Raw genomic sequence first — 18,903 nt, 5'->3', positions numbered from 1 at the left:
GGCCTGATTGTGCAGCCCGGCCAGAGATCCGGCTGCCGAAAAAGGGGATGACTGATGACCGAACGTTCGATCCGTGTCTTTGGCGCTACTGCGTTCGCGTCGCTGCTCGCGTCTACCGCCGGCGCCCAGATAGCACCTCCTGCCCCGCTCCTCCCAGGCTATGCCGAGCGCGACCCGGTTCGGTCGGAATGGCCGGTGCAGGTTCGCCAGTCGCTGGGACAGGTCGCACCGCAGGACCCGGCTACACTTCCGCGCAGCCGTGCCCCCTTGTCGAAGCCCGTTGCCAAGCCCGTACCGCTTGGTCCGGCACTGGCGCAGCGCTCGCCCGGATCGTGGACCGTCGGCGGCTGGCGGCTCGCCGAAGCACCCAGCGTTCGGGCAAACGGCGCCGCAGTATCGCGCGTGGGCTATGACGCCAAATCCTGGTACGTCGCCACCGTGCCCGGCACCGTGCTGACCACGCTGGTCGACCGCGGCGTCTATCCCGATCCCGCCTTCGGGCTGAACAACATGGCGATCCCCGAGCGCCTCGCCCGCCAGGATTACTGGTACCGCACCGAAATCGAAGTGCCCGCCGAGACCGTCGGCAAGCATCTCGAACTGAACTTCAAGGGCGTGAACTACGCCGCCGAGATCTGGCTCAATGGCGCGCGTCTGGGCACGATGAAGGGCGCCTTCATCCGCGGCCGGTTCGACGTGACGGGCAAGCTCGCCCCCGGGCGCAATGTCATTGCCGTGAAGGTGTCGCCGCCGCCGCATCCCGGCCTCGCGCATGAGGAATCGATGACCGCAGGGGTAGGCGAGAACGGCGGCATGCAGATGCTCGACGGCCCGACCTTCGTCGCGACCGAGGGCTGGGACTGGATCCCGTCGATCCGCGACCGCAATACCGGTCTGTGGCAAGGCGTCGACCTGATCGCGACCGGCCCCGCCGCACTCGGCGATGCGCAGGTCGTCACGACGTTGCCCAATGCCGACAACAGCGTCGCGAACGTCGAGATCACGGTCCCCGTCCGTAACCTGACCGACCAGCCGACGACGGCGATCGTCACTGCCAGGTTCGACGACGTAACGGTCAGCAAATCGGTCTCGCTTGCACCGCATGCGAGCGCCGTCGTGACGATGGCGCCTGCCGAGTTTCCGGTGCTCGCGGTGCGCAATCCGAAGCTCTGGTGGCCGAACGGCTACGGCGCGCCGGCGCTGCACGACCTGACGCTGACCAGCACGATCGGCGGCGCGGTGTCGGATACGAAGACGCTGCGCTTCGGCATGCGGCAGGTGACCTATGAGATTTCGCTGATGGACAAGACCGATACGCTGCGCCGCGTCGGAATCGACTTATCCAAGGCGCGCGCGCTGCACACGCAGATCGTCGACGGTACGCACCAAGGTATCCGCCAGACCGAGAATGGCTGGGCGGCGTCGCTCGTCCCCGGCGCCGAGACCTCGCCCGCAGTGACGCCGATCGCAGGCGATGCCGGGCTCGCGCCGTATCTGCTAATCAAGGTCAACGGCGTGCGGATCGCCGCGCGCGGCGGCAATATCGGCATGGACGACTTCATGAAGCGGACCGAGCGCGCGCGCCTGCTGCCGTTTTTCCGGCTGCATCAGGATGCGAACCTCAACATCATCCGCAACTGGGTCGGCCAGAATACCGAGGAGACGTTCTACGATCTCGCCGACGAACACGGGCTGATGATCCTCAACGATTTTTGGGAGTCGACGCAGGATTACAACCTCGAGGCGCAGGACGTGCCGCTGTTCACCGCCAATGCCGAGGACGTGGTCAAGCGGTTCCGCAACCATCCCTCGATCGTGGTCTGGTTCGGCCGCAACGAGGGCGTGCCGCAGCCGATCCTCAACGAGGCGCTGCAGGGGATCGTCAACCGCGACGACGGGACGCGGCTGTACATGGGCTCGTCGAACCGCGTGAACCTGCAGAACAGCGGGCCGTACAACTGGCGTCCGGAGGCGAGCTATTTCACCGAGCACGCCAAGGGCTTTTCGGTCGAACTCGGCACGCCGAGCTTCCCGACCTTAGAGGCCTGGACGCGCGCGATACCCAAGGCCGACCTGTGGCCGATCGGTGACACGTGGGCGTATCACGACTGGCACCAGACCGGGAACGGCGCGGTCAAGACGTACATGGATGCGCTGGCGACGCGTTATGGTGCGGGCACCAGCCTGCCCGACTTCGAGCGCAAGGCGCAGATGATGGAGTACGACTCCTACCGCGCGATCTTCGAAGGGTTCAACGCCGGGCTGTGGACCACCAACTCCGCAAGGATGCTGTGGATGACGCAGCCAGCTTGGCCGTCGTCGGCGTGGCAAATCTTCTCCTCGGATTATGACACACACGCCGCGTTCTATGGGACGAAGAAGGCGTCGGAGCCGGTCCATGTCCAGATGAACCTGCCCGATCACAAGGTGGTGCTGGTGAATAACGGCCCGGCGCTGGCTGGGGCAGTCGTGCATGCCAAGGTAACGTCTCTCGACAACCGCGTGCTTGCTGAGCAGCGTGCGACCTTGAGCGCAGGGGCGGGCCTGGTGGCGGACGCGTTCACGCTCGATCTCGCGCCGTTGCTGGCGAAGGGCATGGTGCTGGTGTCGCTCGACGTCACCGACGCGGCAGGCAAGATCGTCTCGGAAAATCTTTATTGGCAGGGTGCCGACGACGCCGCCTATCGAAGTATGACGACGATGGCCAAGGCCCGTGTCGCCGCCACCGCCCTCAGCCGCCGGGACGGGGACGAGATCGTGACGACGCTAAACCTGTCGAACACGGGCTCGGTCGCCGCACTCGCGACCAAGCTGACGGTGATGAACGGAGCCGGCGCGCAAGTCCTCCCCGCGTACTTCACCGATAACTACGTATCGCTACTCCCTGGCACTCATCGCCGCGTGGAAATCCGCTACCCCGCCTCCGCGGCGAAGGGACGAACGACGATCGCATTGCGCGGCTGGAACGTGACGCCGACCACTGTGAAGGTACAATGATGAAGACGCTTCTCGCCCTTGCGCTCCTTTGCACCGCCGCCTTCGTATCGGCGCAAGACCGGCATCTGTTGTCGCCCGATGGCGCGATCGACGTGACGATCGGCCAGGATGCGGCGACCAAGGGTCCGACCTACGCCATCGCCTTTCACGGGCGGCCGGTGATCGGCACGTCGCCGCTGGGCCTTGCGTTCGAGAGCTACAAGAAGCTTGGCCCCGACACCGCGGTTACCGGTGCTTCGCGCACGAACGCCGATACACGCTATCGCTTGATTGCGGGTAAGACGTCGGCCGCGCGCAATCAGTATAACGAACTGACGCTGGGGTTGACCGAGACCGGCGGCGCTCAACGCAAGCTCGATATCGTATTCCGCGCGTATGACGACGGCGTCGCGTTCCGCTATCGCCTGCCTGTCCAGCCCGGCTTCACCGACCTGCGGCTCGCGGGCGAGCTGACCGAATTCGCCTTTCCCGCCGATTATCGCTGTTGGGGGCTCAATCTCGGCCGGTTCGATACAAGTCATGAGGGCGAATACGACCCATTGAACGCGTCGCAAGTCCGTCCGCACAATCTGTTCGAGACGCCCATCACCTGCCGTACCGGCACCATCGACACCAGCTTCGCGCTGACCGAAGCGGATCTGCGTGATTATGCGGGTTCCTATCTCACCGGTCGTGAAACAGGCGCGCTTGGCTTCGCCACCCGCCTCACCCCGCGGCTCGATGATCCCGCGATCGCAGTGAAGACCGATGTCCGGACCACCGGGCTGACGACGCCATGGCGCGTGGTGATGCTCGGCGCCACGCCCGGCAAGCTGATCGAGTCGACGATCCTGACCAGCCTCAACCCCGCTCCCAAAGGCGACTTCTCGTGGGTAAAGCCGGGCAAGACCGCATGGGACTGGTGGAACGGCCCGACGCTGAAGGCACTGCCCACCGCAGGCATGAACGACGCGACGATCAAAGCGTATATCGACTTCGCCGCCGCAAACGCGCTGCCTTACATGCTAATCGACGACGGTTGGTACATGAACAGCGGCGGCGGGCCAGTGGTGTATCCGGGCGCCGACATCATGACCACGGTCCCCGCGATCGATCTGCCCGGCCTCATCCGCTACGCCGCGGATCGAAAGGTTGGGCTGTGGCTGTGGGCGAACTGGCGCGTGCTCGATGCGAAAATGGACGCGGTGTTCGCGCGCTATGCGGTGATGGGTATCAAGGGCTTCAAGGTCGATTTCATGGACCGTAGCGACCAGCAGATCGTCGACTTCTACCAGCGGATCTTCACAGCAAGCGCGGCGCATCATCTGATGCTCGATCTGCACGGCGCTTATCATCCGACCGGCGCGACGCGAACCTGGCCGCAGTTCCTGACGCAGGAGGGCGTGCTCGGCGCGGAGTATAACAAATGGACGCGGCGCATCACAGCCCGGCACAACGTCACGTTGCCGTTCACGCGCGGGCTGGCGGGACCCTACGACTATACCCCCGGTGGTTTCCGCAACGCGACGCCCGCAACGTTCCGGATCGAACCGCAGACGCCGATGGTGCAGACCACGCGGGGACAGGCGCTTGCCATGTACGTCGTGTTCGACAGCCCGTTCATGGGCGTATCCGACAGCCCGGATAATTATGCGGGCGCGGCGGGATTCGACTTCATCCGTGCCGTGCCGGCAACTTGGGAAGAAACCCACGTCGTGTCGGGCGAGATCGGCGAGCGGATAGTCACCGCGCGCCGGTCGGGCAAAGATTGGTATGTCGGCGCAATGACCAACGAGACGGCACGGACCGTAGACGTACCGCTCGATTTTCTTAGCAGTGGCCGCTTCACCGCGACAATATGGCAGGACGGTGCAAGCCCCACCGACGTCATTACGACCACGCGCGTTGTCACTGCACGCGATACGCTGACCCTGACACTCGCAGCATCGGGCGGCGGCGCGATCCGTCTCGTTCCGATCCGATAAGGAAGTTCCGATGAAACCGACCCGCCTGCTGATTGCCGCACTCGCCTTCCCCTTAGCATTCCCTGCCCTCGCCGCCGACCCTACGCCCGAGCAGAAGGCACAATGGGCCAAGGAGGCCGAGGAGCGGCTGCACACCGACTGGGCGTATCTCGGCCGCTACCGCGATGCGAACGCAGCCCTACCTGCTCCCGTCAAAGGCCAGCCACGGATCGTGCTGATCGGCGACTCGATCACGCAGGGCTGGTTCGACCAGGTGCCGGCGTTCTTCAAGGACGGCCGGTTAGGTCGCGGCATCGGTGGCCAGACCACGCCGCAAATGCTTGTGCGCTTCCCCGCCGACGTTATCGAGCTGAAGCCCGCGGTGGTACAGATCATGGCCGGCACGAACGATATCGCCTTCAATACCGGGCCGATGACCCCCGACGAGAGCAAGGCGAACATTCGCGCAATGACGGAACTCGCGCAGGCCAATGGCATCCGGGTAATCCTCGCCTCGATCCCGCCGGCAGACCAGTATCCTTGGCGTCCGGGGCTTGATACGGGCAGCAAGATCGTGGCGATGAACACGTGGCTCAAGGCCTATGCCGCGGCGACCGGTTCGACCTACGCGGATTACTGGTCCGCACTGGTCGCACCCGGCACCAACGGCATGCGCGCAGGCTTGTCGTCGGATCACGTTCATCCTACCCCGCGGGCTATGCGGTGATGGCGCCGGTCGCCGAGCGCGCATTCGCAGCAGCGCTGGCAAAGCCCACGCCCACCCGCGCGATCATCGCGCGGTGATCCTGCTCGCTGGGCTGCTTGCCGCTACGATCGTTTTGACGCCTCAGGGTGCCCTGCGCGGCGAAGTGACGGCGGACGGCCGCCATCTGTTCCGCGGGATACCTTACGCCGCGCCTCCGATCGGCCCGCTACGCTGGAAATCGCCGCAACCGATGCGCCGCTGGCAGCGTCCGCGCGATGCGACCAAATCCGCACCGTCCTGCCCACAGGTAGATCGTGGCTGGAACACGCAGGCTGCAAATTTCGCGAGCGAAGACTGCCTGTACCTCGAAGTCGCGACGCCCGACCTTAAGCCGCACAAATCGCTGCCGGTGATGGTGTGGATTCACGGCGGATCCAACTATGCGGGTGGCGGCGCGGGTACGATCCAGTCCGGCTTGGTGCGCAACGGCGTCGTGCTTGTTAGCATGCAATACCGCCTCGGCGCGCTCGGATTCCTGTCACACCCAGCGCTGACCCGCGAGGGGAACGGTGCATCGGGCAATTACGGTTTAATGGATCAGCAAGCGGCGCTGCGATGGGTGCGCGCCAACATCGCGGCGTTCGGTGGCGACCCGACCAACGTCACGCTGTTCGGCGAGAGTGCCGGCGCGATGGACGTCGGCCTGCATCTGCTCAGTCCTGGATCGCGCGGGCTATTCGCCAAGGCGATCGAAGAGAGCGGGACGCCTGGCTTCGGGTCGCCACCGCGCAGCCTGGCCGAAAACGAACGCCTTGGCACATTGATCGCGGTCAAGGCGGGCATCCCACAGACCACTGCTGCGCTGCGTGCGCTTCCCGTCGCCAAGCTCATCGAAGCTACCGAGGCCGTCGAGGTGCCAGGGCTCGCCGACAAGAGCTTCATCTGGCTTCAGGCGGTTGTTGATGGCCGCGTACTGACGGAGTCGCCCGCTGCGAGCTTAGTAAAGGGCGGCAACCCCGCCCCGCTGATCGTGGGTAGCAACGCCCGCGAACTGACGCTGCACGGTGGTGTCGCGCGCGCGGACGACGCGATCGCGGAAGCTTTGGCAACAACGCCGCAATCGCTCGCAAGGTGTATGGCGTGGACACGATCCCCGTTGCCGATCCGCGGCTGGGTGATCTGGACCTGATCCTGTCCAATGACATCACCTTTCGTTGTCCGGTAACGACAATTGCCGCCGCTCGCACGCGCGCGGGTCAGCCGGTCTGGCAATATCAGTTCGATTACAGCGCTCCCGATGCCAAGCCCGTGACGCACGGCAGCGAAATCCGCTACGTGATGACGAGCGCGCAGGATCTGGAGCCCGGGGCGCCGCCAATGCAGGCCTATTGGTTGGCCTTTGCGCGCACCGGAGATCCGAACGCTGTCGGACTACCCGCGTGGAAGCGTTTTGATCTTGCAACCAAGAGTTATCTTGGCTTCGTGAACGGTGGCCCGCAGCCGGGGGCGGATCTACGCGGCGAAGTGTGCGGCTTGCGTAGCGCACCTTAGCGCCAAGCGGGCGCAGCGCAACGAAGCGTAGTTCTCCCGGGACGGTCTCAGCCCAGTGTGGGTCCCCGCCTTCGCGGGGAAACAAGTATCCATACATACAGTCTGAATTCGACTGGCGCTGAAATTTTGAATCCTTCCTCTGCGTGTGGACTCCTTTAAACTGGCCAAAGCCTTGCCGCACCGCGGACACCGCTGCTGTCGCCCCACACCGCCTGGACGATCTTCGCATTCCAGGCGTCGGAAAAGGTATGTCGACGCACCGCATTGGGCAGCTGGGCGTAAATCTCGACCACGTTCGACATGCCGCCGCCGAGCACGAAACAGTCGGGATCGATCAGATTGGCGAGCAAGGCGATCGCGCGACCGAGGCGATCGACGTAGCGCTCCAGAGTTGCCGCCGCGCCGGGATCGCCGTCGCGCGCCGCCGCGATGATCGCCGCGCCTTCTAGCGCCTGGCCGGTGACGATCTCGTGATCGCGCCGAAATCCCGTTCCCGATACCCAGCTTTCCAGGCAACCGCGCTCCCCGCACCAGCATTCTGGCCCGGGATACTCGGACTCGTTCGGCCAAGGCAGCGGCACATGGCCCCATTCCCCGGCAATGCCATTCGCCCCTTCGACGATCCGCCCGTCGATCACGAGACCACCGCCACAGCCGGTCCCGACGATGATTGCGAACGCCGAGCGCGCGCCGGCTGCTGCGCCGTCGACGGCTTCGGATAAGGCGAGGCAATTGGCGTCGTTCGCCATCCGCACAGGTCGGCCGATCGCGGTCTCCAGGTCTTCGCGGAACCGGCGTCCGTTCAGAAACAATGAGTTGGCGTTGCGCATCAGTCCGGTTCGGGGGAAATCGACCCCGGCGTACCGATACCGATCGATGCCACGGCACCGTTAGCCGCCCCGCCCGCCTCAACTTCGACCGCGTGGACAAGCGCGCGGACATCGCGCACCGCCGCGTCATAATCGCCTGGATTTGGCACCCGCAATCTGCTGAGGAAGCGCCCGTTGTCATCGAGCGCGGCCGCCTCAATCTTCGTGCCGCCGAAATCGATACCAATCTGGATCATCGTCCGTGTTTCCCCCTGCCCGATGTCACGCGGGCGGGGATCGAGTGGAACGCGTACGCGTCATTCGACACTGCGATTGCACTCGCTCGTCTCTTGCCTCTCCCATCACCGCCCTGCCGGACCGCTGTTGTGGGCCTAACCTACCTATATTGCCACATATTGGAAGGTAAATTGCATTAATCGCTTCACGACGTGTGGCCGACCTGCATGAGGATCGCTTCCGAAGGTAGGATGTGGTCGAGGAACGGCAGGATTGCCGCACCGATCGCCGGGGCATCGTCAGACATCGTCGCACGGACGACCCGCGCCGGAGACGGTAATTTTGAATCCGCAAGCATGACGTTCAAGCGCGCAACGAGCGCATCGACCAGCGTTGCCGGCAGACGCCCACCGATCAGCACGGCGCCGGGATCAATAAGGCAGCTGACCGCGATCAAAGGCTCGATCAGCGACTGCGCTGCGTCCTCGATCCAGCGCTCGACGATTGCCGCCACCGTGCTGTCGTCGCGGGTCAGTGCTTCGATCCCATCGATTTCGCACCCGCCAGCGTGCAGCCTTGCATAGAGCGCGGACAAGGACACGGTTTGCTGTACCGTCTGTCCCGCCGCGCGCCGTGTCATGTCGGGCATGAAGCCGATTTCGCCACTACGCGCCCCGGCACCGCGGAAATAGTTGCCGTCGATCACCAATCCGCCACCGAGGCCTGCGCTTACCAGCACATAGAAGAAGCTGCTCAAAACCATGCCCGATCCGAACTGGGCTTCGCCTATTGCCGCCGCAGCAGCATCATTGTCGACATGCACGGACCATGGGACGATCTCCTCGACCATTGCCTGAACGTCGATGTCGTTCCAGCTTTCATACGCCGAAGGTCGATGGGGCAAGGTCACCCGGCCCAGATCGTCGGGCATCGCGACGCCAACGCCGAGCATGCGCCGTTCGTCGATCAGCTTCGATGCGCGAATGACGGCAATCTGATCGCGCAGCCATCGCGCAACCACGTCAGGCATCGCGAATGCCGCTTCCAGTGTCGCTCGCGTCAGCACCGAACCGGCCAGATCAAGCGATACGACCGTGATGTGATCTCGGTCGATGTTAATTCCGATGGAGAACCCCCAGTGGGATTGATCACGAGTTGCGAAGCCGGCTGTCCGCGCGGGCCTTGTCGTCGCCCTGCCTCGCTGATCAATCCGGCATCGAGCAACCTTCTCGCTATGTTCGCGATCGTTGGCGCCGTCAGACCGGTGATCACCGCCAGATTGCTCCGGCTGGCTTCGCCGCTCACGCGGATCGCTTGTAGGACGGTACGCTGATTGTAGTCGGCTGCGCGCTCGAGATTAGTGCCGGACAGGCTTATGCCCAGACGCGCTCCCCGATCGAAGGACCTTGGCTTTGCCGTCAAGTGACTCGAATTCGGTACGCTGTCCTGTATCGCCATGCCGTCGCGAGTTCCGCCCCTTTCGTGTGGTCTTATACTGGTTATAACGTGCCAGCCTTAGCCATTACTTGCAACAAGTGGCATCCTATCGAGGTATTGCAGCCACGTCCCGCCGAGATATTGCCACCTACCTGCTAACGCCAAAGCGTCCTCGTCGGCAACCCTACCGGGAACGCTGAGACTGCCCCCTACGCATCGACTTAGACCCTGATGATTAGGAACCGTGGGGATGTAGCATGGCGATCGTCGGTTGCCTTGTTTCGTGGGGTGCGGCACTTCCGGCACGCCGCTTATTTGGCATTCCGAAGCGCTTGGACACCCTACCCAACGCAGTAGTGGCAGCGAGGCAACACGAGGGTTGGCTTACGGGAATGATGGCACTCCCGTCTGATACACGCCCATCCGAAGGTGAACAGATGCAGCATCTGCAATCGCTAATAATCAAATTTGCATTCGCTATTCGCTTTCGTCTGTCATATTGAAAGCAGGCCTTTCAGGCATCCTCTCCTAAATAACTTTCGGGGTCGCTTTGGCGACCCTTTCTTTGCCCGGGTTTCCTGGACCCGCTAGCCGCAAAAACTCGGCGGAAAGCATGTACGTAGGCTGGCCGTTAGCCGTGCGGCCTCCGGGCGTAGTGCATCCTCAGACTTCGGGAGATGGTGGCCTTAACGTCGCCGACCAAGTGATCGGCGCACGCCGGTCAGCGCCGGCTTGGCGGGCCATCGAACGATCCGTTCCTCCTGCGGCGGTGAAACCGCTTTATTAACAGCCGTGCATGCATTTCGGCGAGACGGGGCGTGACAGGCTCGATCTGTTCCCTGTCATACCTATGCCGATTGAGCGAACAGACTGTGAGCAACACTTCCTGGCGACGAGACTGTAACGAGAGCCGTCCTCACACATCGCTAGGCTGGACGATCAGATTATACTTCATCGCTATCAAGATGATCTTTTGAAGCCCTCAGGTTGGCTGCGGACGTGATCTTGCAAGATTCGCTGCCAACAGCGTCAATTCGAAGGCTCTTGAAGAATGGCGTACTTGTACGCTCTGCTTCCTGCCCCACGAGAAGGCCAGCCATGCCCGCCCTATAGAGGCGGCTTGTTCCCGATACGATGTGCCTTCCATCTATTGAGCCGGTAAGTGTCTCACCTTCCAAGCGGAGCGTCAGGCGGACCCACTTCCCGCTTTTCAGCGTAGCCTTGCTGCTATCGAGCACCAGCTCGCCCCCTTCGCCTTCGAATTTACCCGAGGCGATAAGTCTTTGCTGTTCCGCATCACCGACTATTTCATTCGGGTTCTTCTTGCCTCGGATAGCGATCAGCCGACACTCGCCCGAGTGCTTAAGCTCAAGATAGTAGCCCTTGGGAATGACGCCATAACCTGTGCCGACATGGTTGATGCGCCCCATTACACCCGCAGTGTCTCCCGGCTTCAGCCAAACGTCGACGCTGACTTCGTAATCTGACCATTCGCGATCGCCGATGATGGTATAGGGCTGCCACTCCGGCGCCCAGGAGAGGGTCGGCGCTGGCACGACCTGCCGCAAACACTTTCCTGACTTCTCGTCTGGTCGATCGGTAATTTCGAACGCACCCAGGATGTCTGCTGTATAGCGGGGAAGGTAGCCGCTCTGCTGCGGATCATTGTATGAACCGAACTCGTCGACATACGGGAAGGGGAACGGCTTCGACTTGGGAATGCCGTCGAACCCACCTTTCTGCTGCCCCGCGTCGTCGACAGCGAATATATCGTGTTTGGCTCGAGTCTGAGCGTTACAACTCGGCCATGCATGACCAAGTCGGACTTGCGCACGAACTGTTCGGCAGCGTTGCTCTGCCACACACATAGAGATTCGGTCGAAAGGTTGCCTGCAATCTCCAATTGGAATGTCTGGTTGACCTCCGCGTCACGTGTTTCCAGGATGACGCTGTAATCGCCATCTGACGATTTTAAGGTGACGTAAGTCCCTCCCTTGTCCAACCGCCCGCTGCCGCCGTTCAGGTAGGTCCACCCGATCTCCGAAAACTGCCCGTAGTGCGCATACCCCCACAGAGCCTCACGAACTTTATAGTGCCCGCTCCACGGCTCCCAGGCCAACACCGCCGGTGGATCCTCTGCATAGGGCTCGACGGGGTATAGGCCGCCGATGTCATACCAGTTAACGACCTTCGTCGCGCCACTTTCGTGATAGTTTCGGTTGAAGCAGTTAACGATGCTGATCGCGCAATCGAAGCCCTTGAGATAGACATGGTCTTCAGTATTCCAGATTGGCTTATCCATCTGCTTCGCGGCTGAAATCACGGCAGGCGAGGCTGGTATCTCGGTGAAGGTGTGCGCGCTTATGACGTCTATCGCGTCGCGCAGCTCTTTGTCTCGGAGCATTCCGGACACGAAGTCCAGTTTGTTTTCGCCCCAATTGTCGAAAGCATGAAGCTTTACGTTCTTGAAATTGCGGGTCAGCAACGCTTTCTTCAAAGCCTTCGCGAAGCTGGCACTAGCGCCCTTCTCGTTCCGGCAGCCGATCGCGTCCAGCTCGAGCCCGTGAACGGAACGAAGTCCCTCAAGCCACTTGATATAATATTCGACTGCGTCCTGAGACCAGAAGTCGGCATTATCCCGGTCAACCTGATTGGCCTCGTTGTTCTTATTGTCGCCGATCCATCCGGGTGCGCTCCATGCCGTGGCGTCGAGAGACAGCGTGGGATTCCGCCTCTTGGCCTCCTTCATGATCCACCATGTGTAGCCACGATTGTAGTCGAGGTCATCGCGGGTGTGCATATGGCTGGGCATCGAGCCCTGCGTCGAGTTGCCGTCACCGGGAATTTCGACGAGCAGGGCACTGACCGATGCGCCGAACTTGGGCTTGTAGACGAAATCGAGGATCTGGCTGCGTTGAGGCTCGGGATAATCCTTCAGCAGCACGGAGGTGGCGCCCCCGCCATTCACGACGCCGATCCCGTCGAAGCGCTTGCCGCCCGCAGAACCGTCAAGCTTGACGGCGTTGCCGGTCGTCCGTGGCGCGGCAACCGCGTTGCTCAGGGGTGCTACAAGGTGCACCCCTACTGCAACGCTGCCCAGAAGGTAGTTTCGCCGCGATAGAACAGAACGATCGAACTCGTCCGTTGAACCGCGCTGTAGTGAAACAGGCTGCTTCAGGTCTTTCACGTCCATCGACTTCTCTCCCGTACCGTCGTCTGCGGCCCCATCGATTTTCGATCTCAGTCGGCCGGATATCCCCTCGGCCACACGCCCGCCCGTTGATCGGACCCGTTCGCGAAGTGCGCGGCCGGCGCAGAACAGGAGCGCGACGGGGGACGGCGGTGATAGCTCATGGCTTCAACCTCACCATGACCACACCGTGCGGAGCGACGTCCGCTTCGTAGCGGGCTGACACTTGTCCAAGATTCTTCTTCGTCCAAGGTCCTGCGCCTTCAGGCGCAATTTGCCGGGCAGCCCCAAGGCCGGCCATTCTGCCGCGATCCGAGCCGGCGTAGTTCCGCGGTTCCACAGCAGCACCGTGCGTCCACCATCTGCCATCGGCTTCGACCAGACTTCCAGATCGCCCTTGTCGGTTACGCGGTGGCCTTGTTTTCCCAGTGGATCCTGGTCGACCGCGATCACGTCGCGGTTGAGCAGGATGGTTCGGGTCGCATCGGTCATCGTCGCCAGATCGTTGCCGGCGATCAACGGCGCCGCCATCATCGCCCAAAGCGAGAAGTGGGCGCGGTATTCGACGTCGGTCAGGCCGCCGTTTCCGACCTCGAGCATATCGGGATCGTTCCAATGACCTGGACCCGCATAGGGCCAGAGCGGTTCGTTCATGTCGACGATCGAGGCGATGCCCCAACTGTAGTTGTACTTGCCCTGCCATTTGTCGGTGATGTCACCGGTCGTGCGCCACATGTTGCCGATCTTCGACGCCCAGAGCCAGGGCTTGGAATTGCCCCATTCGCACATCGAGAACAGGATCGGCCTACCGCTCGCCTTCAACGCATCCGACATCAAGGCGTAGGCCTCCTCGGGATTGCGTACGCCGGTCGAGCACCAGTCATATTTGAGATAATCGACGCCCCAACGAGCATATTGCTGTGCGTCCTGATATTCATGCCCTTGGCTGCCGGGGCGCCCTCCACACGTCTTCGTGCCCGCGTCCGAATAGATTCCGAACTTCAGACCCTTCGAATGGATGTAATCTCCGAGAGCCTTCAGTCCCAAGGGGAAGCGCGTGCGATCCTCGGTGATGAAACCGCTGGCGTCGCGCGTGCCGTGCCAGCAATCGTCGATGACGACGTACTCGTAACCCGCCCCCTTCATTCCGTTGGCGACGATCACGTCCGCCATGTCGCGGACGACCTTCTCGTTGACGTTGCAGGCGAACTTGTTCCAGCTGTTCCACCCCATCGGCGGCTTCTGCGCCAGACCATTGGCTTGACGTCTGGGATCCTTCGACGGCGCGAGAGTGTTCGGATCCGGGTCGAGCGTCTCCTGGGCGATGGCTGATGCGCTGGCCGCCAGTACGGCCAAGGAGGTGATGGCATTCAGAAAATGTCTGCGCATGGATAATCTCGCGTTGTGTTGTTAGACTGTGGGCACGAACCGATCCACTAACTTTCTGGCCTGGCCAGCCAGCAGGAGCGGAAAGCCCGCGGTTGAAGATTACTTAGTGCCGCACCTGTTTCGTTGCGAATAAGAAGGGCAAGCAGGCGGCAGCGACGGTACGTGACGGCGCAGTCTTTGCCCATATCGACTTACCTCTGCTGACATGCGGCGGTCTCTAGGTCGGATAGGTGAAGTCCCCCGGGCAGTCGCCAACGTGTCCATTGCTCGACCGAGGACAGAAGAAAACGGGCACCAAGTCTGTACACACGTAACCAAGGACAAATGGTGGATCGACGACCGTGCCCTGACGAATGCTCAGTTACTCGCCAAAGCCGAACGCTTCGCACTTGCGATCGACACGTAGGCGGCCGCGACTGGACACTGCCCTACCGCAGGCTGCCTGACGACGACTTGCTCAGTGTCACTGCTAGCTCAAGCTTGACCGTTACTAATACAGCGTCTTCAGTGCTAGACGCGTATTTAGGCCGCACCTGATCGCGTCTCAATCGGCGGTCGCGCAATGCCTTGCGCATGCCCAAGGAGAAGGGCGGTCGTCGTATCGCGATTGACCGCGGGTGAGAATATGTACCCCTGCCCTAACGCACAGCCGATCGCGCGAAGCTGTTCGACTTGCTCTTCGGTTTCTATCCCCTCGGCGACGATCTTGATGCCCATCTTTTTCGCGGTACGGATAAGGCCTTCGACGATGGTCACGCTGACACCGTCGGGTTCCAGGTGGTCAACGAACAGTTTGTCGATCTTGATGACATCGACGGGAACGGTGAGGAGGTGCGTCAGCGATGCGAAACCCGTTCCGAAATCGTCCAGCGCGACCCGTATGCCGTCAGCGCGTAGTGCCCTGATCGCTTGCTGTATCGCTTGGTCGCCACGTCCCATGTACACCGTCTCGGTTACCTCGAGGATGACGTGATCGAGAGGATCCGCTCGCGTTCGAGCGTCGCGGAGAGAACCTGCCCGACGGCCCCGCCACTCAAATCCGCAGACGAGACATTGATACCAACGTGTTGAAAGGGAATACCCAAATCCAGCCATCGACGTAGGTCAGCCGCTACCAAGGTCATCATCCTGGCAGTGAGCGAGGTCGCAACCTGGGCGTCGGCAGTCGCCTCATGAAAGGAGGCAGCCGAAACCAGATTGTCGCCGATGCGCATGCGGCAAAGCGCTTCCAGCCCTACGATCTCCCGCGTGTCCAATCGGAAGATCGGTTGGTAATGTGCTTCGATCCGGTCCTCTCGCAACGCCGCGCTGAGGTCCCTGATCGCGCCCATACGCCGCGTCATGTTCGAGCGGAGCCCTGCCCAGTATCGTACGAAGCCGCCACGACCGGTTTCCTTGGCGTGGTAAAGGGCAAAGTCGGCATTCTGCCGAACACTCCCAACCCCAGCGTCGTCCGATGAGAACGTAGCGCCTCCGATGGTAGCGCGAGGGACGATGCTATGCCCGCCGCAGTCGGCAGCAACCGAGAGCGCGCTTAGAACCACATCCGCGATCTTCTCCAGGTCACGAAGGGCATCGGTAGCCTGGAGAATGACAGCAAACTCGTCGCCCCCGACGCGAAACGTTCGCCCGGGGCTGACCGTTGCTGATATCCTGTCGCTGGCAATCTGAAGAAGCTCGTCACCCGCATGATGCCCGAACGTGTCATTCACGACCTTGAGATTATCGAGATCCAGCACGAATAGTGCCCAACTGCCCACCGCAGCGCCCTCGAGTTTGGAAAGTGCGGCATGATACGCAGCCCGATTGGGGCAACCGGTCAAGGCGTCGGTAAAAGCCCGTCGTTGGTGCTCGAGGACACGCTCATGTCGCTCGATAGCGATTTGCGTGAGGTTAACGCAGTTAGCCACCACCTCGCGCTCAAAAGCCGTCGGTCCGCGGGCGCTGCGATAGTAGAAGCAAATGTCGCGATCGCGCGACCGTCTGCATCACATATCGGACTGGACCAGCAGGCGCGGAGCCCGAGGGGAAGAGCGAGGTGTTTGAACTGCGCCCAGCGGACGTCGGTCTCGATATCAACGACGGTAATTTCTGTCTTTAGATAGGCAGCAGTTCCGCAGGAGCCGGCTAATGGGCCGACGGACATTCCATCCAACGCTTGGGAATATACTTCCGGAAGGCTCGGGCCAGCGAGCGGATGAAGCAGGCCTGCCGCATCAACCGTTAAAACCGAGCAGATTACGTCAGGGAGGATCCGCTCTACTTCCACACACAGCGTGGTACACGTTGGTGCGAGCCCAGCGCCCTTGGCAATCATCTTCAGAATGGCGTTCTGAAGATGAAGCAGTACGGTTACTGTATCATCGCCTCCTTGATACTGAGATTCTTCAGAAAGGCTCATGGACCGGGAACCTATCAAATCGCTGGTTTAGATATCTTTAATGCCATAGTCGACGCGGAATCTAATACTGCCCATGCCGGTTTTGTCTCGGCCCAATTTAAATATATTCAGATAACTGGCCAGCATCCGATCAGCGCTCACATATTTTTTGTTTCAACGTTTACCGGATTGATTGCGAGACTCAACGACGAATACAGTGTGTTCATATCTAGCGAACCCAACCGACACCCAGATAGGCTGCATCGGTTTTGCAAGTTCAAGCTCTGATGCGAGACAATACGCGCGCGGCGACATTGCTCCTGGCTGCAAGCTTGCGCCCGTAGCGCAGCGCGGTCGAGGGCGAAGACCAGCGCAGCGCTTGGGCGATGCCAACCCCGTCCTCGCCGGCGGCAAACAGATCCTGCGTCAGCCCAACGCGCAGCGAATGGCTCGACAGCGCGCGCGCGGCCTCCTCGACTTTGGCGATCGGCATCTCGACCAGCCCCTGATCAAATGCACTCAGCGCCACCCGCCGATAGATCCCGTTGACGCCCTGCCGGCTCAGTGAGGTCGTACCAACGGTATAGACCGTCCGCGCCGGTTCGGCCTTCTTGCCCTTGAGCTTCTCCTGCCAGTGCCGCGTGTGCCCCGGGATTGCCTCGTACGCCATCGGTGGAACCGCGGTCCGCAAACGGCGCCGATCGACTCCGACGCGGCGGAAGACCGGCCCCTCGGTGATGGCGCTCGCTACCAGCCAGGCGCCGACCCGGCGCATCGTGTCCGCGGACAGCCAGCCCCAGGCCCCCTGCCCTTCCTGATCGGTCTTGGACGATGGGATGAACAGGAGCGCCGAGCCGTCGCTGTGCGGATCGATATGCGCGACGGTGACCGCGACGAGCTCGCTGACGCGCAAGCCAGCGTCATAGCCGAGCGACAGCAGTGCGGCATCGCGCAAGCCCTGCAAATCGCCGCCGCAGGCACCGAGCAGCGCCGTCAGCGTAAAACCCTTGGTGTGCGGATCGAGCGTGGCCCCGAAGCGCAACGGGGCGGCCTGGCGCTGCGCAGCGCCACGACGCCGGCGCAGGCCCTTGAGCGCGGCGCGGACCATGACGTGGCTTGTTGGCGCATGCCCCTCTCCTGCATGCCTGACAGGCCGTGTGCCGTCGCGAGACTGGCAACCCGCCGGGCGGCCGTGGCGGGCTTGGCGCCCCGCGCCTCGAGCATGGCGATGTAGCGGACCAGGTTTTCGGGCTCGGCGGGCAGCGGGGCGACACGGGTGTCCTCACACCAACGCAGATAGCATGCAAGGTCCGACGCCAGTGCCGCCTTGCTCGCTGCTGCCATCGCGCCAAGTTGTGCGGCAAAGCCGATCTCGCTGACAGGGCCAGCATCAGCGGGCAGCGCAAGACTCAACAACCGGGTAACGCGGGCATCGATCGGCTCGACGATCCCACGCCGCGCGCGGACCGGAAGCCCCTCCCCGTCGGTGCGATGGACGACGATCTCGCTCATGCGGCACCTGCCCGCTGGTCCGATTTACCCTGCATTCCGCCTGTGTAGCACATCGCTGTATTTACCATAATGTCCGATTATGGTAAGTGCTTCGGCGCTCTTTGAAAACCAAGCAAACAGAGTAGATGTCGTCTGCATTGAGCATCGAAGTCACTACGAAATCCAAGTCTGAGGCGGGGCGTTAGTAATGCCGCCCCGCCCGCATTTCGGTACCTATTGACCGGCTCGTGCTTTGCAACAGGCTCGAACCACATCGGCAGCGGCTCGCTCAAGCCCAGCCGCACGATCGATCCACCGGTCGAACGGTGCGATGAGCGACACCCAGATCCCATCGGGGCCGACGGTGAGGAACAGGTCCTGGTGCTGCGGCACGAGATGGAGCTGCCCGTCCATGTCGCGGAAGAGACTGAGGTCGGGGACAAGGATCGGCCCGGTGGTAGACCTGAGGGCGACATCGACCCGCACCGGGTCGAGCGTTTCGGGGTAGAAGCCGTGACGCACGAGGAGTGTGTCACGATACTCAGCCGAGCGCAGCAGCGCCTCATCGAAAACGCGGACGCTGACCGGGGTGGCGGCCAGCACGACGTTGTGATCCAGGCTCTCGAGGGCGCCGGCGGGCAAGCCGGTGTTGCCGCCGAGCGGGTAGTAGGTTTCGCCGCCGAGCGCGGCGAGGAAATAGTCGAGCAATGCGTTCGACGTGGACGGCAGTGGTTCGTGGAGCATGCGGTGCATGACGGTAGGCCTTCTTTTGG

At 62.1% G+C, this 18,903-nt stretch carries 14 protein-coding genes and 2 pseudogenes; 5 read left to right on the top strand and 11 right to left on the bottom strand.

The features are described 5' to 3' along the window. Positions 1–54: 54 nt before the first annotated feature. The 5 genes from AC0IX7_RS00165 (at position 55) to AC0IX7_RS00145 (ending at position 7,197) form a co-directional block, all read left to right on the top strand. On the top strand, positions 55–2,997 hold the full coding sequence (locus tag AC0IX7_RS00165) for a glycoside hydrolase family 2 protein (RefSeq protein WP_471809977.1): 2,943 nt from the start codon (positions 55–57) through the stop codon (positions 2,995–2,997). Beyond that, positions 2,997–4,961 carry a glycoside hydrolase family 97 protein gene (locus AC0IX7_RS00160; RefSeq protein ID WP_471809976.1) on the top strand — a complete coding sequence of 655 codons (1,965 nt, stop codon included), beginning with the start codon at positions 2,997–2,999 and terminating at the stop codon, positions 4,959–4,961. The genes AC0IX7_RS00165 and AC0IX7_RS00160 overlap by 1 nt, the downstream gene beginning before the upstream one ends. A 10-nt stretch (positions 4,962–4,971) precedes the next feature. Continuing rightward, the gene (locus AC0IX7_RS00155; protein WP_471809975.1) at positions 4,972–5,667 is read left to right on the top strand and encodes a GDSL-type esterase/lipase family protein; all 696 of its coding nucleotides are present in this window, start codon (positions 4,972–4,974) and stop codon (positions 5,665–5,667) included. A 73-nt stretch (positions 5,668–5,740) separates the two neighbouring features. Further along, positions 5,741–6,835: a carboxylesterase/lipase family protein gene (locus tag AC0IX7_RS00150; protein WP_471809974.1), complete on the top strand. Its 1,095-nt coding sequence runs from the start codon at positions 5,741–5,743 to the stop codon at positions 6,833–6,835. After that, positions 6,787–7,197 (top strand): carboxylesterase family protein, encoded by a 411-nt coding sequence (locus AC0IX7_RS00145; RefSeq protein ID WP_333981042.1) that lies wholly within the window; start codon positions 6,787–6,789, stop codon positions 7,195–7,197. Before AC0IX7_RS00150 ends, AC0IX7_RS00145 begins: the two co-directional genes overlap by 49 nt. Positions 7,198–7,352: 155 nt before the next feature. On the opposite strand, the pseudogene AC0IX7_RS00140 reads toward AC0IX7_RS00145, so the two are convergent. The 11 genes and pseudogenes from AC0IX7_RS00140 to AC0IX7_RS00090 form a co-directional block, all read right to left on the bottom strand. Further along, positions 7,353–8,263, bottom strand: a pseudogene (locus AC0IX7_RS00140) (ROK family protein). Between the two features lie 185 nt (positions 8,264–8,448). Continuing rightward, the gene (locus tag AC0IX7_RS00135) at positions 8,449–9,309 is read right to left on the bottom strand and encodes an ROK family protein (protein WP_471809973.1); all 861 of its coding nucleotides are present in this window, start codon (positions 9,307–9,309) and stop codon (positions 8,449–8,451) included. Then, on the bottom strand, positions 9,303–9,701 hold the full coding sequence (locus AC0IX7_RS00130) for a winged helix-turn-helix transcriptional regulator (protein ID WP_471809972.1): 399 nt from the start codon (positions 9,699–9,701) through the stop codon (positions 9,303–9,305). The genes AC0IX7_RS00135 and AC0IX7_RS00130 overlap by 7 nt, the downstream gene beginning before the upstream one ends. Positions 9,702–10,624: 923 nt before the next feature. Beyond that, positions 10,625–11,248, bottom strand: a complete 624-nt coding sequence (locus tag AC0IX7_RS00125; RefSeq protein WP_471809971.1) for a 3-keto-alpha-glucoside-1,2-lyase-like domain-containing protein — start codon at positions 11,246–11,248, stop codon at positions 10,625–10,627. Further along, positions 11,134–12,873, bottom strand: a complete 1,740-nt coding sequence (locus AC0IX7_RS00120; RefSeq protein WP_471809970.1) for a galactocerebrosidase — start codon at positions 12,871–12,873, stop codon at positions 11,134–11,136. Before AC0IX7_RS00120 ends, AC0IX7_RS00125 begins: the two co-directional genes overlap by 115 nt. Before the next feature lie 171 nt (positions 12,874–13,044). Continuing rightward, entirely contained in the window at positions 13,045–14,259 is a 1,215-nt protein-coding gene (locus tag AC0IX7_RS00115; protein WP_471809969.1) for a glycoside hydrolase family 27 protein, read from the bottom strand. 522 nt (positions 14,260–14,781) lie between these two features. After that, complete coding sequence (locus AC0IX7_RS00110) at positions 14,782–15,204, bottom strand: EAL domain-containing protein (protein WP_471809968.1); 423 nt, start codon at positions 15,202–15,204, stop codon at positions 14,782–14,784. A gap of 8 nt (positions 15,205–15,212) precedes the next feature. Next, positions 15,213–16,169 carry a diguanylate cyclase domain-containing protein gene (locus AC0IX7_RS00105; protein WP_471809967.1) on the bottom strand — a complete coding sequence of 319 codons (957 nt, stop codon included), beginning with the start codon at positions 16,167–16,169 and terminating at the stop codon, positions 15,213–15,215. Beyond that, positions 16,079–16,576 (bottom strand): GAF domain-containing protein, encoded by a 498-nt coding sequence (locus tag AC0IX7_RS00100; protein WP_471813672.1) that lies wholly within the window; start codon positions 16,574–16,576, stop codon positions 16,079–16,081. Before AC0IX7_RS00100 ends, AC0IX7_RS00105 begins: the two co-directional genes overlap by 91 nt. Positions 16,577–16,916: 340 nt before the next feature. Beyond that, positions 16,917–18,151, bottom strand: a pseudogene (locus AC0IX7_RS00095) (integrase). A 213-nt stretch (positions 18,152–18,364) separates the two neighbouring features. Beyond that, positions 18,365–18,883, bottom strand: a complete 519-nt coding sequence (locus tag AC0IX7_RS00090) for a hypothetical protein (RefSeq protein WP_333922086.1) — start codon at positions 18,881–18,883, stop codon at positions 18,365–18,367. Positions 18,884–18,903 lie beyond the last annotated feature (20 nt).

The sequence above is a fragment of the Sphingomonas sp. AC411 genome (genome assembly GCF_979253035.1).
This window is presented reverse-complemented; position numbering and strand designations above follow the sequence as displayed.

Coding starts and splice junctions, on each gene's coding strand:
- AC0IX7_RS00165 (WP_471809977.1), top strand. CDS start 55: ATGACCGAACGTTCGATCCGTGTCTTTGGCGCTACTGCGTTCGCGTCG.
- AC0IX7_RS00160 (WP_471809976.1), top strand. CDS start 2,997: ATGAAGACGCTTCTCGCCCTTGCGCTCCTTTGCACCGCCGCCTTCGTA.
- AC0IX7_RS00155 (WP_471809975.1), top strand. CDS start 4,972: ATGAAACCGACCCGCCTGCTGATTGCCGCACTCGCCTTCCCCTTAGCA.
- AC0IX7_RS00130 (WP_471809972.1), bottom strand. CDS start 9,701: ATGGCGATACAGGACAGCGTACCGAATTCGAGTCACTTGACGGCAAAG.
- AC0IX7_RS00120 (WP_471809970.1), bottom strand. CDS start 12,873: ATGGACGTGAAAGACCTGAAGCAGCCTGTTTCACTACAGCGCGGTTCA.
- AC0IX7_RS00115 (WP_471809969.1), bottom strand. CDS start 14,259: ATGCGCAGACATTTTCTGAATGCCATCACCTCCTTGGCCGTACTGGCG.
- AC0IX7_RS00100 (WP_471813672.1), bottom strand. CDS start 16,576: ATGATTGCCAAGGGCGCTGGGCTCGCACCAACGTGTACCACGCTGTGT.
- AC0IX7_RS00090 (WP_333922086.1), bottom strand. CDS start 18,883: ATGCACCGCATGCTCCACGAACCACTGCCGTCCACGTCGAACGCATTG.